We start from the raw sequence: 16,737 nt of genomic DNA, 5'->3' as shown, positions 1-16,737 counted from the left end.
CGATTACGTCCTTACTCCACTCAGCTCACCAGATTGTTGTTAGATCCCACCGTTTTATTTGAGCCTGCCTGATTTTTGATAAGCCTTTGAATTTTTGAAGCTAAACTTGTTAAAATTTAGTTAAAGTGACATGCTGGCTGAAAGATTAGTTAGTATTTCGATAATAAATAAGAGTCGGTTCTAGGAGGAAGTATGCAGCAGGGAAAAGCGTTTCAAGATCAGATACCAAATAACCACTGTTTTGGCTGTGGACCAGAGAATGCGTCTGGCTTACAAATTAAGAGTCATTGGGTGGGGGAAAATAAATCCGCTTGTACATTTATTCCGTCTGCTCATCACTGTGCCGGTCCTACACAGTTCCTAAATGGTGGGATCATTTCTACAGTAATTGATTGCCATTGTATTTGCACCGCAATTGCCAAAGGTTATCAGTTACAGGGACGAGAAATTGGCTCAGGTGAAGCAGTATGGTACGCGACAGGGAAATTAGAAGTTAATTACCTTAAGCCAGTACCCATTGATAAAGGTGTTGAGTTGGTGGCGATCGTAGAAGAAATCAACGGAAATAAGATGACAGTGAACTGCGAACTTTTTTCTGATGGTGTTCTCTGCTGCACTGCCAAAGTTGTTGCGGTTCAAGTACCTAATAGCTGGTTTTCTGGGAAATGATTAAAGAAATTTACAGGGTTTATCTATAGAACGTAGCATTTCTGTATGTACGGGATTCGCGCTGGTTGGACTGTTCTACGTAAACATCTCAATATTTAGTAGTTTGTAAAGATGTGACACAATGGATTCGTTTCTAGCGCCTTAATCTGGTGTTACGTATTTTAAAGGCAAATCAAAAACATGAACTATTTTGAATCTCCATTTTCTGGTATCCCTTTAACAGATCAAATCACTAACCCTAATATTATCGCTGGACGTCATAGTTACTATTCAGGCTACTACCATGGTCATAGTTTTGATGACTGCGTGCGTTATTTGAGTCCTGACAGAGATGACGTTGATAAGCTAATCATCGGCAGCTTCTGTTCTATTGGTTCAGGTGCTGTCTTTATGATGGCAGGTAATCAGGGACACCGAAACGACTGGATAAGTACCTTTCCATTTTTCTACCAAGACAATGAAGATTTTGCCGAGTCAGTGGATGGTTTTCAACGTGCGGGAAATACGGTGGTGGGAAATGACGTATGGATAGGCTCAGAAGCCATGATCATGCCTGGTGTTAGCATTGGCCACGGTGCAATCATTGCCAGCCGAGCGGTTGTCACTAAAGACGTTGCACCTTATGAAGTGGTTGGGTCTAACCCCGCGAAACATATCAAATTCCGCTTCTCTTCTGAGCAAATTGCGATGCTTTTAGAAATGGAGTGGTGGAACTGGTCAGATAGCCAATTAAAAGGTTGTATCAAACTGCTATGTTCTGCTGATATAGAAGGCCTTCATCAGTATTGGCTTGATGAAATACGCGTGTAGAAAAGTAGCCCTGCGTCAGGAAGTGTTGGCTGCTGTGATCAATAAAATCATTTTATAACAGGACGGATTCATGACGACACAAAAAGTGGCCATCATAACGGGTGGCGGCCGAGGTATTGGTGCTGCGACCGCGCAACTTTTTGCAAATAATGGATATGCGGTATGCATCAACTATAAATCCAATTCAGAATCGGCAGCCCAGTTAGCGGAAACCATCACCCGTAACGGCGGCAAATGCATTACTGTTCAGGCCGATGTATCTCAAGAAGAGGATGTTTCCCGACTGTTTTCTACCGTGGACCAAGAGTTAGGCCAAATTTCTGTGCTAGTGAACAATGCCGGTATCTTAAAGACACAGATGCGTTTAGAAGATATGACGGCAGACAGAATTAACGCAATACTCGTCAATAATGTCACCAGTTCCTTTTTATGTTGTCGCGAGGCCGTTAAGCGCATGTCTACGCGCCATGGCGGGGTAGGTGGCGTGATTGTGAATGTCTCTTCCGGAGCTTCTCGTTCTGGATCTCCGAACGAATACATCGATTACGCGGCGTCAAAAGGCGCGATCGACACATTAACCAAAGGCTTATCCCTAGAAGTCGCGTCTGAGGGTATCCGCGTCAATTGCGTGAGACCTGGCTTAATTCATACCGATATGCATGCGGATGGAGGAGAACCCGAGAGAATTGAAAGGCTCAAAAGTGTCATTCCATTGCAAAGGGGCGGAAAGCCAGAAGAGGTCGCTGAGGCCATTTATTGGTTAGCGTCTGAGAAGTCGTCATTCTCAACGGGGAATTATTTGGATTTAGCTGGTGGGTTATAATCGACAATCAAGCCTTGTTTAGTACCTCTGATCGCTATTGGTTACTTGCTGTTTAGCTGGGCGTCGTCAATTAAAGGATATCTTGTGAAAATCAAATCCGTCACTCCAGACCCGCTTGTTTGCCCTCTGTGTGGACAGCCGAACTCCTGTCTCAATTTAGGTGATAAAGACATCACTAAATCGTGTTGGTGTAACGACCCGTCGATAAAATTTCCCGAAGGGCTCCTTTCCCAAGTTCCTGAAGAAAAAAGAAGAAAAGCATGTATTTGCAAAGCGTGCGCGTTAAAGTATCAGAACAGTATTAAAGAGAGTTAGTACACGTTGACCGCTCGGTTTGTTAATTAAACTGAGCGTGCTCGTTTAAACAAGGAAAGTTAAGTGGAAATAAAAGAAGTCAGTTCAATCTCTGGTTTGGTTGCTCAATTGCATGCGCTTCTTACTGATTGCATAGAAAGTGGTGCGTCAGTCGGATTTTTAACACCGGTTGATGAGCAGGAAGTTGATGCTTATTGGCGGTCGGTAGAGGCGGAACTTCGTGCTGGTTCCAGAAAGATCTTCTTAGCTTACGATAACGGAAGCGTTATAGGCGCAGTCCAGCTTTCTCTGTGCTCAAAAGCCAACGGCTCACACCGGGGTGAAGTTGAAAAGCTCATGGTCAAAACCAGTGCGAGAGGGCAAGGGGTAAGTAAAAAACTGATGTCACTGATGGAAAATACAGCTGCAGAAATCGGTTTGTTTTTACTGGTATTGGACACGCGACTCGGTGATATCGCATCCTCATTATATCGCGCTATTGGCTATAACGAAGCAGGACAAATTCCTCAATTCGCGCGTAGCTCTAGTGGAGAACTCGAAGCGACAGTCTACTTCTACAAGCTATTGTAATTAGGTTAATCCATGTCGAAAGTGATCTTGAAAGGCCATATTTTGGTGCCAGAATCGGAATTGCAGGTGGTAAAGCAAGAACTGGAAAAACATAAGCGCCTGACGTTGGAAGAAGCTGGTTGCATTACATTTCGCGTTACCCAAAGTGCAGAAAACTCATTGCGATTTGATGTGTACGAAGAGTTCGTCGATGAGGCTGCATTTGAGGCTCACCAAGTAAGGGTAAAGGAGTCACATTGGGGGAAAGTGACTAATAATGTAGAACGCCATTATGAGATATTGCTGGATTAACGTTATCTCAAACGACCTTCTAGTTTGTCGCGCTGCTTCTCAACTTCTTCAATGACAAAGTTTCGAAACGCTCGTACGCGCTCGGTATGTCTTAGATCTTCGTGGAGCAACATCCACAAATCCAGACCATAGAAAGCAGAGAATTGTTCATCGTATCGAGCCAAATCGTCATCAGAATCACCGATAAAGCAGGGTAAGAAAGAGAGTCCGACGCCTTGTTTTATCGCCATATGTGCTAATCCCGTATCATCAACGGTGAAGTCGTGCTTTCCTTCCGGGCAAACCTCTTTCGTCCAGGCGCGGTGGAAGTCGCAGCACTCAGTTCCGATCCAATTTGGCTTGTCGCCCGTTTTCTTTAAATGTTCTAGATAAGATTTGCTGCCGTATATCGCTGATGCAAAAGTGATTAACTTCTTCCCAATCAGTACTTCCGCTGGATTATTAGTGACTCGCAGTGCAACGTCAGTCTCTCGGTGCGGCATACTCAAGTAGGTGTTTGAAGATTGTATTTCCAGATCGATGTCCGGGTAGGTTTGGTGAAAACGAGCAAATATGGGAAGGAAAAAAGCGTATGCGATGTGGTGAACGACCGTCACTCGCAGCGTGCCTTTGAGAAGTTTATCTTGGCCAGACAACATGTCCTCAGCGTTGAGTACTTCTCGCTCGACATGCTCGGCAGTCGCTCTGAGTTTTTCACCCGCGAGCGTCAGCCCATAGCCTCCTTGCATACGCTCTACTAAGCGCACGCCAAGCTTGTTTTCCATTGCTCGAAGGCGTCTTGAAACGGTGGAGTGTTGTACCCCAAGCTCAGCGCCTGCGCCACTGACAGAACCACGGCGAGCGACGGCCAAAAATATCTTTAGATCATCCCAGTTCATACAAACCGTCCTTGTGTGCATTTTTGCACAGTTAATGGGCATTTTTTGGGGATAACGTTTTAATTTTTGCACACCTAAACTGATCTTGCACATTAAAAAGTTTGCTCATTAATAGAGTGAGAATCGAGTTCCTGAGGGAGGTGTTGTCATGAAAAAGTTAGCTGTGGTTCAACGTGCGTCTGGATTTTTAGATAAGCAGCAGAGCATCGCGTTGGTGGTTGAAAGTATTCAGTCTGCTGCGAATAACGGCGCAGAGCTTGTTGTTTTTACTGAAGCCTTTATTCCTGGTTATCCCGTCTGGTTATGGCGTTTGCGCCCTGGCAAAGATTGGGGGACAACAGACAGTCTTTATCAACGCTTAATGAGCAACGCGGTTGATTTAAGCTCATCGGATTTAGAGCCGATTTATGAAGCGGCAAAGCGTCATCACGTCACGGTTGTATGCGGCATTAATGAACGCGACTCCAGCGTCAGCCGAACAACGCTATACAACACTTACATCACGGTTTGTCATGAGGGTAATCTCATCAATGTGCATCGAAAACTGATGCCGACTAACCCAGAGAGAATGGTATGGGGCTTTGGTGATGCGACTGGATTACGGGTAATAGACACACCGGTTGGCAGGATTGGCGCACTCGTTTGCTGGGAAAATTACATGCCGTTGGCACGTTATGCGCTTTATGCTCAGGGCGTCGAAATCTACATTGCGCCTACTTATGACAGCGGCTCGGACTGGACTGAAAGCTTGCGCCATATCGCCAGAGAGGGCAGATGCTACGTTGTCGGCAGTGGTAATTTGTTGAGAGTTAACGATCTGCCTGATGACTTCCCAGAAAAAGAAACCCTCTATCCTGATAAAGACGAGTGGATTAACGGCGGAGACTCCACCGTCATCGCCCCCGGCGGGGAGACGTTAGTTGCCCCATTGCATGAAGAGGAAGGGATTTTGTATTGCGATATTGATACAGATAAAGTTGCTGCCGCCAGACGCTCTTTCGACGTTGCAGGCCATTACTCTCGCCCAGACATATTTACACTCAACGTAAATCGAGCGCCGCAAACATCTCTGCGTATCAGGGAAGCCGAGTAAGAAAATCCCCCATCAGATGGGGGATTTCGCTTTAGGTTAGTGTTGTCACTAAGTGATCGGTGGAGGAATAGACCAACTTACCATCAACGTAGGTGGCATCTACGTTTCGATCATCCCCTAATATCATCAGCGCGAACAGCTTATCTTCCAGACTTTTCGCATGTTGCTGTCGAAGGTGTTGTAAGTCTGTTGCGGCCCAGTCTAAGACTGCAAAATCGGCTTCTTTGCCTATTTCAAAGTTACCAACTTTGTCGTCGATACTGAGTGATTTCGCCCCGCCAAGAGTCGCGAGATATAATCCTTTAAATGGGGACAGTTTTTTATCTTGTAACTGCATGACTTTATAAGCTTCATTTAAGGTTTGGAACTGGCTAAAACTGGTGCCAGCACCCACGTCAGTCCCTAATCCCACGCGTACATTCTTCTGTTCGGCTTTCTCTAAATCGAAAAGCCCGCTACCAAGAAACAGATTTGAGGTAGGACAGAACGAGATAACAGAATCCGTGTCCTCAAAAGCATTCCACTCCCGTTCAGTGAGATGAATCGCATGGGCAAAGACGGAGCGATCACCAGCCAGACCGTAGTGTTGGTAGACAGAAAAATAGTCTTCGTGTTCAGGGAAAAGAGACTTCACCCATTCCACTTCATTTTTGCTTTCAGAGAGGTGGGTTTGAACGTAAACATCTGGGAATTCTGCTTTGAGTTTGCCCGCTGCTGTTAATTGCTCACGCGACGACGTAGGAGCAAACCTTGGGGTAATAGCGTATTGAAGGCGTTTGTGATTGTGCCATTTCTCAATCAGTGCCTTGCTGTCTTTGTAACTGGACTCTGGCGTGTCGAGTAAGTAGTCCGGTGCATTGCGATCCATCATGACTTTACCGGCGATAATACGCATGTTTTTCTCAAGCGCTTCTTCAAACAGAGCGTCGATGGATTCGGGATGAACCGTACCGAAAACTAAAGCGCTGGTGGTGCCATTTTTTAGCAGCTCATTAATAAAGAATCGGGAGATCACTTTTGCATGTATTTTGTCTTCAAACTGCCTCTCGGTTGGGAAGGTATAATTCTCTAGCCATTCGAGTAACTGTTTGCCATACGAAGCAATCATCTCTGTTTGAGGGTAGTGAATGTGAGTATCAATAAAGCCTGGCACGATAAGTTTGCCGCGATAATCCACGATGTCGGCATATTGAGTTGTATCTGAATTGCTGAACGCTTTCACGTCTTTGATGAGACCATCTTCAACGACTAACAGACCGTCTTCAAAATATTGAAAAGCGTGTTTGGGGTTGGTGACCTTGGCAGGATCTTCGAGAAAGTGGAGCAAGCTCGCACGTATCGCCATCGTTTTCGGCATCGAGTCAGAAGAAAATGGTTCAGTATTCTTTAAGTATAGAACGTTCGATTTGTGGTTCATAAGTCACTCCATTGAATATGTTTGATACCCATGGTTTTTGACTTATCTGTGTAAGCCCTTGTCAATAGAGTAGTGTATGTAACAACCGAAAACCATTAAAAGCAAAGTGACTAAGCCAGAAGTATGCCAGCTTGGAAATTCGCTATGTTCCTATATGGATTGATGATTCAGTGCATTTATGTTGCCGGAATAGGGTCGATATTCGAACCAAACTGGTGAGAGATATAGAACCTTTGACCTCAAGTGGTGCATTGACTTGGCGTGATTACATCGTGGCAATGGTTGATTGAATTGCTTGTTTACGAGCTGCGAGAACACGCCTACATTTTTATATGTGTAACCCAAATCAAGTGATTCGCAGACTGCACGGATTAATGTCGAGCGACACAAAATATAAAGCGTAGGGAAGGTGGGATGGCTGAATTTATTTTACCCAGTGGTAACGTGATACCACAGTTGGGGCTGGGAAGCTGGTACATGGGCGAGGACCCACGATCGCGACAACAGGAAATCGACGCGTTACGCTTTGGTATTGAATATGGCGCGAAGTTAATCGATTGTGCAGAAATGTATGGCGAAGGTGAAGCCGAACGTATTGCTGGTGAGGCAATGGCTGGATATCGCGACAGATTGTATGTGGTTAGTAAGTTTTATCCCCACAACGCCTCCAGAGAAGGCGTAATTGCGGCTTGTGAGCGAAGCTTGACCCGTTTGAATACGGATCATCTCGATCTTTATCTGCTGCATTGGTCGGGTACCGTCCCGTTTGAGGAAACTCTGGAAGCACTTTATCAGCTAAAAACCCAAGGTAAAATTCGTGACTATGGGGTGAGTAATCTTGATATCGATGAGCTGGAAGATTTTTGCGCGGCTGACAAGGTTGGGCTATGCGCAACAGATCAAGTACTCTATAACCTTTCGCATCGTGAACCGGAGTGGGCTGTGAAACCGTTTTGCGACAAACACAACATGGCGATGATGGCGTATTGTCCACTCGATCAGGGCGCTTTGTTACATCATCCAGAACTGATAACTATCGCGGAACGTCACCAAGCGACGGCCGCTCAAATCGCATTAGCCTGGCTGACTCGACAAAAAGGCGTGGTTGCGATTCCCAAGTCCAGCTCGATTGCACGTACGAAAGAGAATCTAGATTCAGTAAAAATTGTACTGACCGAAGAGGATATTCGAGAGCTAGACAAAGCCTTTCCCGCACCTGTTAACCAGCATGAGGGAAGGATTGCCATTCGATGATTTTTTGTCAGCCCAGAGAGGGTAATTTATCAAGCACGGTCAAACCTTTATCCATAAGCTCTACTTTAACGACTTGCGATAGGTTCAGATCGGTGATGATGCCATCAAACTCCTCAATATCTAACGCGTGGAAACTACCGACGCGACCATATTTGGTAGAGTCGGAAATCAGGTAGTTTGTTTGCGCCGCTTTTGCTATAGCTTTTTTAACCCACACTTTGCCTTCATTGGGTGTAGACAGTCCTTTTAAGCTCCAAGATGAAGACGATATGAAGGCGATATCAATGTTCATTCCCGCGAGGAATTCAGCAACCTTTCCGCCAATACTCGATTGGTTTTCGCGATCAACCTTTCCACCTGTATGGTATAGCTCACATTGACTATGGGTCATTAGGTAAGCCGCTATCGAAAAGTCATTGGTGATCACCAGCAGATCATCCCGGTCGACGATTCGATGGGCAATACTTAACGCCGTTGTGCCTGCATCCAAATATACCGTGGCATCTTTATCTATTAACGTCGCGGCAATTTGAGCAATGTGCGCCTTTTCATCAGCCTGTTGTTCTACTTTCGCATCGTGTGACAACTCACTATGCAGCACCTGAGCAAGCTGCACCCCGCCGGAAACAGAGACTACTTTTCCCGAAGACTCTAGTTTCACAATATCACGACGAATCGTCATGTGTGACACACCGAGATGCTCTGTTAAATCAGAGATACTGAGGACTTCTTGCTGTGATAGAAGGGACAAAATTGTTCTTTGACGTTCTGCTGGAATCATTATTTCACTTCATGTTCTTGTTTTTCAGTATCCTAACAACCTTTCTCTATTTTGTGAATATCTGTGAACATATGTTGCGTTAACAGTGTTAAGGATGTGAACTTACTCAAAACAACGGTGTTACTACACTTATAACGAGTGAAATATCAGTTAAATGTTAATATTTGTTAAAAATGTGACTTAGAGCGGAGTCCAGATGTTAACCTTCACATATAATCACAACCAATAAACAAGAATTAACAAAATTCAGTTCAATATTTACCAAGAAGGCATTGTTACTATGAGTGAAGTTCAATCTGTCGGTGTGATCGGTTTAGGATCAATGGGTATGGGCGCTGCAAAATCTTGTGTGCGTGCAGGTCTTGATGTTTATGGTTTTGATTTAAATCCTCAAGCTCTTGAAGAGTTAGCGGAATTTGGCGCAAAAGCCGTTTCAACCAATGCGGTGGAGTTTGCCGATAAGCTGGATTCTGTTCTGGTCCTTGTCGTGAATGCACAACAAGTAAATACCGTATTATTTCAAACAGGTCTTGCAGCTTCATTAAAACCGAATACGCCAGTAATGGTCTCAGCAACGATTTCTGCTGATGCTGCTAAGCAAATAGAAGCAAAACTTGCAGAGCACAATCTGGTAATGCTGGATGCGCCAGTATCGGGAGGTGCAGTGAAAGCAGAAGCTGGTGAAATGACTATCATGGCATCTGGTGCTCAAAGTACATTTGATGCACTCGAGCCCGTCCTCAAAGCCACAGCAGCAAAAGTTTACAACATTGGTGAAGCGATTGGCCTCGGCGCGACAGTTAAGATCATCCACCAGTTATTAGCTGGTGTTCATATTGCTGCCGGCGCAGAAGCCATGGCACTCGCGGCCCGCGCAAATATCCCTCTGGATCTTATGTACGACGTGGTAACAAACGCTGCGGGTAACTCTTGGATGTTTGAGAACCGTATGAAGCATGTGGTCGATGGCGATTATTCACCAAAATCGATGGTCGATATCTTTGTTAAGGATCTCAACCTTGTGTCTGAGACAGCGAAAGATCTTAAATTTCCACTGGCGTTGTCTAGTGCAGCACTAAACATGTTTGTCAGCGCAAGCAACGCTGGTTTTGGTCAGGAAGACGACAGTGCGGTGATCAAGATTTTTGATGGCATTGAATTACCTGGTGTAGATAAGTAGGCGTACTGGAGTGGAGAAGTAAATATGTTATTAGGCGTTATCGCGGATGACTTTACTGGCGCAACAGATATTGCTGGTTTTCTGGTTGAAAACGGCATGCGAACTGTGCAATTAAACGGAATCCCAGCAACAGAGATTGACGTAAACGCGGATGCGGTTGTGATCAGTCTGAAATCTCGCTCATGCCCTGTTGACGAAGCAATCCAAGACTCTGTCGCTGCACTTCAGTGGTTACAAGAACAAGGTTGTCAGCAGTTCTATTTCAAGTACTGCTCAACATTTGACAGCACAGCAGAAGGCAATATTGGCCCTGTTACTGACGCATTACTGGCTGAACTTGGTGAAGACTTCACGATCGTTTGTCCTGCTCTGCCAGTAAATGGTCGTACGGTCTACAACGGGCATCTATTTGTGTTCGAGGATCTGCTAAGTGACTCTGGTATGCGTAATCACCCAGTGACACCAATGACCGATTCAAGCTTGGTCCGCATGATGAATGCTCAATCAAAAGGTACAACCGGCTTGGTTAACTTCCAAACGATTGAACAAGGTGCAGAGGCCGTCACTCAGCGTTTTACTCAACTCAAAGAGCAAGGTCATCGTTACGCTGTAGTCGATGCGTTCAACGCCCAGCATCTGGTTACGCTGGGAGAAGCGGCTAAATCGCTAAAACTTATTACTGGTGGTTCAGGTCTGGCAGCGGGGCTTGCTAAAAACTGGGCTGAACAGCTCGAAGATCAGAGTGATGCGAAGCAAGCTGGTAACCCTGTAAAAGCACCAACGGTGGTATTTTCTGGCTCATGCTCTGTGATGACCAATCAACAAGTTTCGGTTTATAAGCAACAAGCCCCTCATTTTGCTATCGATGTTGAGGCCTGTCTGACTAATGAGGATTACTCGGATGTCGTTTTCGATTGGGTCATGACAAATATCGCAAGTGAATTCGCACCTTTAGTCTACGCGACCGCAGATGCGAGCGCTCTGAAAGCGATTCAAGAGCAATATGGCGCTCAGGCTTCAAGTCACGCGGTAGAGCAGTTCTTCAGCCAACTCGCCGTCAAACTTCAAGCAAATGGTGTGAAGAACTTTATTGTCGCGGGAGGGGAAACCTCGGGTGTCGTTACTCAAAGCCTGAAAGTTAAAGGTTTCCATATTGGCCCTCAAATCGCACCAGGTGTTCCTTGGGTTAAGTCGGTAGAAGGTGAGCTTTCACTGGCACTTAAATCTGGCAACTTTGGCGACGAAAACTTTTTCGCTAAAGCCCAATCATTCTTTGCATGAGTGAGGTACGAATGAGCAACAATTCTAAGACGGAGCAACAGCTTCGAGAACAAATGGTAACACTGGCGCGTTCTATGTTTGAGCGCGGCTACGCCACCGGTGGTGCTGGTAACCTGTCGATAAAATTACCCAATGGCCACTTTCTGGCAACACCGACGGGTTCTTCATTTGGCCGCCTTGTAGCAGAAGAGTTATCCGTTGTGGATATCGATGGTAATCACATCTCAGGTAAGAAACCATCAAAAGAGGTGGCGTTCCATCTGGCAATTTACCGTAACAACTCTGAGTGTAACGCGATTGTGCACCTTCACTCGACTTACTTAACCGCACTGTCGTGTCTGGAAGGGCTGGATCGTGACAACGCAATAAAAGCGTTTACTCCATATTATGTGATGCGCATTGGTGAGCTACCGGTTATCCCTTACCTACGTCCGGGTGACCCACAAATTGCAGAGGAATTGTCACAACGAGCCAGCGACTATCGAGCATTCTTACTTGCGAATCATGGGCCTGTCGTCACGGGCACTGACTTTGAAGATGCTGTAGATAATGCAGAAGAGCTCGAAGAAACCGCGAAACTGGCTTTCATTCTTAAAGACAGCAAGATCCGTTACTTAACAGATGCCGAAGTCCAAGATCTAAAAGGGAGAGGTAAATAATGGCTAAGTTTGCAGCAAATCTCACCATGCTATTTACAGAAGTACCATTTCTGGAACGTTTTGAAAAAGCGCATCAAGCGGGATTTAAAGCGGTGGAATACCTTTTTCCTTACGCTTATGAAGTGCAGGATCTGGCAGACAAAATGCAGCAATTTGGATTCGAACAAGCCCTGTTCAACATGCCTCCTGGTGACTGGGATGCTGGCGAAAAAGGCTTTGCAGCAATCCCTGGCCGCGAAGATGAGTTTAAAGCCAGTGTAGACACCGCGTTAATGTATGCCGACAAGCTGAATTGCAAAAAGGTACACGCGATGTCAGGCATCGTTGATAAGCAATTTACTCGCGAGCAACATGTAGAAACGTTTATCGCCAACATTCGTTATGCAGCAGACAAGTTTGCTGAGCATGGCATTGAGCTCATGATCGAGCCGCTAAATAGCCGTGACGTTCCCAACTACTTCATCGCTCATCAGCGTGAAGCTGTTGAGTTAATTAAGCAAGTAAACCGACCAAATGTGAAGCTGCAACTGGATCTTTACCACGCACAAATTATGGACGGTGATTTAAGCACGCTTATCCGTGAGGTTGCGCCGTATACGGGTCATATTCAAATCGCGTCAGTGCCAGAAAGACACGAGCCTTCTGAAGGAGAACTGAACTATCCGCATCTGTTCGGTGTTTTAGACGACTCAGGTTATCAGGGCTGGATCGGTTGTGAATACAACCCAAGAAACACTACAGAGGAAGGACTCGATTGGGTTAAGCCGTATCTGTAAAGAATAAAGATATAAGAGGGCTTTGCTGAGCAAAGCCAGATGAAAAATAAAGATAACTTAATCAAAAAGATTAAGTGTCATAAATAACAATAAGTGCTATGGGCATAACTTGATTGCCCATAGCACAAACCCTACACACGAGACAAAGGAAACAAAAATGGACGGAGCATTAATAGGAATTGTGATTGGCATCATTGCCATGATGGGGATGATAGTAAAAACACGTATCCCAGTAGCACTCGCAATGGTTATTGCCAGTATCATTATGGGCTTGTTTGCTGGAATGGCCCCAACCGATCTAATTAACGCGATTAAAGCTGGCTTTGGTGGCGTACTGGGCGGTATCGGCCTAATCATCGCATTTGGCGTGATCATGGGCGCGTGTTTTGAACGCTCTGGCGCTGCGGTTCGCATGGCGAAAACCTTCGTAAAACTTTGTGGTAAAGGCCGTGAGGATCTCGCGCTTGGTTTCACCGGCGTTCTCGTGGCAATCCCTGTATTCTGTGACTCTGCGTACATCATTTTGCACTCTCTTGTCCGCGCAATTTCACGAGATACGGGTAAATCAGCGGTTGGCTTAGGCGTCACTCTTGCTCTAGGCTTGTTGATTACTCACGCACTTGTTCCGCCAACACCAGGTCCAGTGGCTGTTGCTGGTATTCTCGGTGTCGACCTTGGGGAATACATGCTTTGGGGCTTAATGGTATCAATCCCAATGATGCTGCTATCGATGATCTACATCCGCCGCGTAGGTAATGAATACTACCGAGTTCCAAATGGCGAATCTTGGATTACGAATCAAGCGGATTGGGCGAACCTTGAAAAAGTAAAAGCGACAGATGACAAAGAATTACCTGGTAACTTCTTATCGTTCGGTCCTATCCTTATCCCTATCGCACTTATTCTAATCAATACGTTAGTAGGTAAAGGTGATTCAGCATTACATACAGTTCTTTCTCTACTGGGTAACCCTGTAGTTGCAGTTGGTCTGGGTGTTCTAATGGCGCTTTATGGCCTGACTCGTAAGATTGAACGTAAAGATATGGTTGGCTCAATGGACGATGCCTTATCGACAACGGGTTTGATCCTTGTAGTAACAGGTTGTGGTGGTGCAATGGGTGCAGTATTAAAAGCGTCTGGTGCGGGTCCACAAGTTGCTGAAGCTATCGCAAGCAGTGGTATTCCACCACTATTAGTTCCATTGGCAATTGCTTCAATGCTTCGTCTAATCCAGGGCTCTGCAACTGCGTCTATGATGGTTGCTGCGACAATGACTCTGCCTCTTGTAGAAACATTAGGTCTAGACCCTGTTTTCGTAGCGTTGGCGTGTGCGGTAGGTCCTGTAGGTTTCTCTCACCTAAATGACTCTTACTTCCACATCATCAACCGCACGCTTGGTATCACTGAGTTAACGGATCAATTGAAGATTTGGTCTGTATCGTCAACGATTGCATGGGCTATCGGTGCATCAATCATCATGGTACTAAACTTAGTGTTTGGTAAAGGCGGCACTATCATTGATCCACTAGTACCAATTGCTGTGCTTGCGGCGGTTATCGTCGCGGTAAAAATCAAAAGTGGTAAAACAAAATCAGTAGAGTCGCTTGCCTAATCTGACAAGAACTCAACAATAAAAAGCCCCATATTGTAAGCCTCAATATGGGGCTTTTTGTTTATGAAAACCTGTCAAGATTGCTGTTGCGGGAAGCTACATTTGCTCATTTTCGTTTCAATCACTAATACTTACTGAGTATTGGCTTAAGGCCAGAAGTTGAGGAAAGGAAGTATTGTGAAGAAACTGCATATTAGCTCATGCTCACTAAACCAGACTCCAATGGATTGGAGTGGAAACCTGCATAACATTCAAAAAGCAATCAAGATTGCACATCAAGCTGGAGCCGAACTGCTTATTACGCCAGAGTTGTGTATTTCTGGTTATGGCTGTGAAGATTTTTTCCATAGTCCTCATGTCTCTGAGCGCGCACTGAAAAGTGTCTCTGACCTAACGCAGTCGATTCCCAATAGCATGGCGGTATCTGTTGGCTTACCCGTGATGATTAACAATCGGGTTTACAACGGTGTTGCGCTGGTTACGCATGAAGGAATTCAAGGCATCTCTCTAAAGCGGAATTTAGCTGCGAATGGCCTTCATTATGAGCAACGTTGGTTTACGCCATGGACTCGAGATAAAAACGCGACGGTGGTACTCAAAGAAGGGACACCACCTGTGCGTGTTGGCAATCTGGTTTACAGCGTTAACGGTGTCAAAGTTGGCTTTGAAATCTGCGAGGATGCCTGGGTTGCCGACCGCACTTCAGAACGTTTCTTCAACCAAGGTGTTGAAGTGATTGCTAACCCAAGTGCTAGTCACTTTTCGATAGGTAAATCTCTCACTCGTAAGCGGCTGGTGGAAGAGTCAAGCCGCGTATATTCGGCCTGTTATGTGTATTCCAATCTATCAGGGTGTGAATCTGGCCGGGCAATTTATGATGCTGGCGTGATGATTGCGGTTGATGGCAGTTTGGTTGCCAAAGGCGAACGTTTTCACATGAGTGATGTGGAGGTTGTAACGGCCGATATCGACTTATCCCGCAGCAGGATTGGCCAAATCAATAGTAGTCAACGCTATTATGAGGAACATGACTTTGATACAGAGGCTGTCGTCAAAGTAACGCTCAGTAAATCTCTTAGCTCTCCCAAGTTGCATGTACCGCCGCTAAATCAGCCTTGGGAAGATAGTGAATATTTGGAACATGAAGAAGCTTTGCGTGCGATAGCAATAGGTTTACGTGATTGGCTTCGAAAAACGCACACTGGTGGCTACGCGCTTTCATTAAGTGGCGGAGCAGACTCTGCTTTGGTCGCTAGTGCTGTTTATACATCCGTTATCCTGGAACTTTGGGAGCTGGTTACCAAAACAGAGAAAGATGACGAGTGTTCACTACCAGACCATTTGAGTCAATTTTTGAGCGAAGATCAAAGGAGTAAATTCAAACAGGCGGGGTCCTCAAACAAACTAGAGCAATTCGTCAGGGATACGGCATCAGCAATAATGGCGAACATGCTGACAACTGCGTATCAGGCCAGCGCGAACAGCGGTTCCGTTACTCGTACTGCTGCGCAAAAAGTAGCGGAGTCATTTGGTGCGAAATTTCTAAACCTCAGTGTTGCCGAGGTGGTGAAGAATTACGAGTCGATGATATCAAAAGCAACCAATCTAGAGCTCAATTGGAATGATCATGATATTGCGCTGCAAAATATTCAGGCACGTGTGCGCTCTCCAAGTATTTGGTTCATCGCTAATCTGGAAAATAAACTGCTGCTGACAACGAGCAACATGTCGGAAGGGGCGGTAGGTTACTGCACAATGGATGGTGATTCTTCCGGAGTCCTCGCACCTATTTCCGGTGTCACTAAAAGCCGAATTCTCAAGTTACTGGTATGGCTAGAGCAAAAAGGGTTTTATTGCACTGGTAATCACATCATGAAGCTAGAAGCGCTTTCTTATATCAATAATCAACGTCCAACGGCGGAGTTGCGCCCCGAAGAACAAAGTGATGAAGAGGATTTGATGCCTTATGATGTGCTCGATCGTATGGTTTTTTTGACCTTAGAAGCCGGTATGTCACCAAGGGATATTTTTGATGCGATGACGGAAGAATTTGAACGCGTAGACAACCAAACCATGGCCACATATATCGTCAAATTTTTTAAGTTGCTGTTTCGCAATCAATGGAAACGCGATCGTCAGGCTCCGGGGTTTCATATCGAACTCAATAGCCTGGATCCGAAAACCTATAAACGTTTTCCGCTTCTAAGCTCTGGATACCAAGAGGAGCTAGCCTTCATCGAGGATAATTGCTGGATGAAAGACAGCTAGCGTGATTCAAGATCCGCTCTAACTGCTCCCTAGCTTTCTCTTTGTCCTGATATTTAAAGT

At 45.5% G+C, this 16,737-nt stretch carries 17 protein-coding genes; 14 read left to right on the top strand and 3 right to left on the bottom strand.

Going from position 1 to position 16,737, the window contains the following annotated elements:
• Positions 1 to 192 precede the first annotated feature (192 nt).
• From VER99_RS16095 to VER99_RS16070, 6 genes are all read left to right on the top strand, one after another.
• Entirely contained in the window at positions 193 to 669 is a 477-nt protein-coding gene (locus VER99_RS16095; protein WP_020333734.1) for a PaaI family thioesterase, read from the top strand.
• Between the two features lie 180 nt (positions 670 to 849).
• On the top strand, positions 850 to 1,479 hold the full coding sequence (gene catB, locus VER99_RS16090; protein WP_020333735.1) for a type B chloramphenicol O-acetyltransferase: 630 nt from the start codon (positions 850 to 852) through the stop codon (positions 1,477 to 1,479).
• Between the two features lie 70 nt (positions 1,480 to 1,549).
• Positions 1,550 to 2,302, top strand: coding sequence for an SDR family oxidoreductase (locus VER99_RS16085; protein WP_020333736.1), 753 nt, complete (start codon positions 1,550 to 1,552; stop codon positions 2,300 to 2,302).
• Positions 2,303 to 2,386: 84 nt separating this feature from the next.
• Entirely contained in the window at positions 2,387 to 2,617 is a 231-nt protein-coding gene (locus VER99_RS16080; protein WP_080654293.1) for a cysteine-rich CWC family protein, read from the top strand.
• A 63-nt stretch (positions 2,618 to 2,680) separates the two neighbouring features.
• Positions 2,681 to 3,187 carry a GNAT family N-acetyltransferase gene (locus VER99_RS16075; RefSeq protein ID WP_020333737.1) on the top strand — a complete coding sequence of 169 codons (507 nt, stop codon included), beginning with the start codon at positions 2,681 to 2,683 and terminating at the stop codon, positions 3,185 to 3,187.
• Between the two features lie 12 nt (positions 3,188 to 3,199).
• A complete protein-coding gene (locus VER99_RS16070) occupies positions 3,200 to 3,478 on the top strand; it encodes a putative quinol monooxygenase (protein ID WP_020333738.1) in 279 nt (92 codons plus the stop codon).
• A 2-nt stretch (positions 3,479 to 3,480) separates the two neighbouring features.
• Here VER99_RS16070 and VER99_RS16065 read toward each other — a convergent pair whose 3' ends face one another.
• On the bottom strand, positions 3,481 to 4,356 hold the full coding sequence (locus VER99_RS16065) for a LysR family transcriptional regulator (protein WP_020333739.1): 876 nt from the start codon (positions 4,354 to 4,356) through the stop codon (positions 3,481 to 3,483).
• A 148-nt stretch (positions 4,357 to 4,504) separates the two neighbouring features.
• Here VER99_RS16065 and VER99_RS16060 point away from each other — a divergent pair, with 148 nt between their 5' ends.
• Positions 4,505 to 5,449 (top strand): carbon-nitrogen hydrolase family protein, encoded by a 945-nt coding sequence (locus VER99_RS16060; RefSeq protein WP_020333740.1) that lies wholly within the window; start codon positions 4,505 to 4,507, stop codon positions 5,447 to 5,449.
• A gap of 31 nt (positions 5,450 to 5,480) precedes the next feature.
• Here VER99_RS16060 and guaD read toward each other — a convergent pair whose 3' ends face one another.
• The gene (guaD, locus tag VER99_RS16055; protein WP_031779198.1) at positions 5,481 to 6,806 is read right to left on the bottom strand and encodes a guanine deaminase; all 1,326 of its coding nucleotides are present in this window, start codon (positions 6,804 to 6,806) and stop codon (positions 5,481 to 5,483) included.
• A gap of 474 nt (positions 6,807 to 7,280) precedes the next feature.
• On the opposite strand from guaD, the gene VER99_RS16050 reads away from it, so the two are divergent.
• Positions 7,281 to 8,120 (top strand): aldo/keto reductase, encoded by an 840-nt coding sequence (locus tag VER99_RS16050; protein ID WP_020333743.1) that lies wholly within the window; start codon positions 7,281 to 7,283, stop codon positions 8,118 to 8,120.
• 7 nt (positions 8,121 to 8,127) lie between these two features.
• On the opposite strand, the gene VER99_RS16045 is transcribed toward VER99_RS16050, so the two are convergent.
• Positions 8,128 to 8,901: a DeoR/GlpR family DNA-binding transcription regulator gene (locus VER99_RS16045; protein WP_020333744.1), complete on the bottom strand. Its 774-nt coding sequence runs from the start codon at positions 8,899 to 8,901 to the stop codon at positions 8,128 to 8,130.
• A 280-nt stretch (positions 8,902 to 9,181) separates the two neighbouring features.
• On the opposite strand from VER99_RS16045, the gene ltnD reads away from it, so the two are divergent.
• From ltnD to nadE, 6 genes are all read left to right on the top strand, one after another.
• Complete coding sequence (ltnD, locus tag VER99_RS16040; RefSeq protein ID WP_014233917.1) at positions 9,182 to 10,081, top strand: L-threonate dehydrogenase; 900 nt, start codon at positions 9,182 to 9,184, stop codon at positions 10,079 to 10,081.
• A gap of 24 nt (positions 10,082 to 10,105) precedes the next feature.
• Complete coding sequence (gene otnK / locus VER99_RS16035) at positions 10,106 to 11,362, top strand: 3-oxo-tetronate kinase (RefSeq protein ID WP_020333745.1); 1,257 nt, start codon at positions 10,106 to 10,108, stop codon at positions 11,360 to 11,362.
• 11 nt (positions 11,363 to 11,373) lie between these two features.
• Positions 11,374 to 12,021 (top strand): 3-oxo-tetronate 4-phosphate decarboxylase, encoded by a 648-nt coding sequence (gene otnC, locus VER99_RS16030; protein WP_014233919.1) that lies wholly within the window; start codon positions 11,374 to 11,376, stop codon positions 12,019 to 12,021.
• A complete protein-coding gene (otnI, locus tag VER99_RS16025; RefSeq protein WP_020333746.1) occupies positions 12,021 to 12,797 on the top strand; it encodes a 2-oxo-tetronate isomerase in 777 nt (258 codons plus the stop codon). The genes otnC and otnI overlap by 1 nt, the downstream gene beginning before the upstream one ends.
• Positions 12,798 to 12,954: 157 nt before the next feature.
• Positions 12,955 to 14,409 (top strand): GntP family permease, encoded by a 1,455-nt coding sequence (locus VER99_RS16020; RefSeq protein ID WP_020333747.1) that lies wholly within the window; start codon positions 12,955 to 12,957, stop codon positions 14,407 to 14,409.
• A 177-nt stretch (positions 14,410 to 14,586) separates the two neighbouring features.
• Complete coding sequence (gene nadE / locus VER99_RS16015) at positions 14,587 to 16,677, top strand: NAD(+) synthase (protein ID WP_020333748.1); 2,091 nt, start codon at positions 14,587 to 14,589, stop codon at positions 16,675 to 16,677.
• Positions 16,678 to 16,737 lie beyond the last annotated feature (60 nt).

Origin of the sequence: Vibrio natriegens NBRC 15636 = ATCC 14048 = DSM 759 (genome assembly GCF_035621455.1) — a bacterium.
Taxonomy (GTDB): Bacteria; Pseudomonadota; Gammaproteobacteria; order Enterobacterales; family Vibrionaceae; genus Vibrio; species Vibrio natriegens.
The sequence above is the reverse complement of the archived record's forward strand: the minus strand, read 5'-3'. Positions and strand labels throughout refer to the sequence as shown.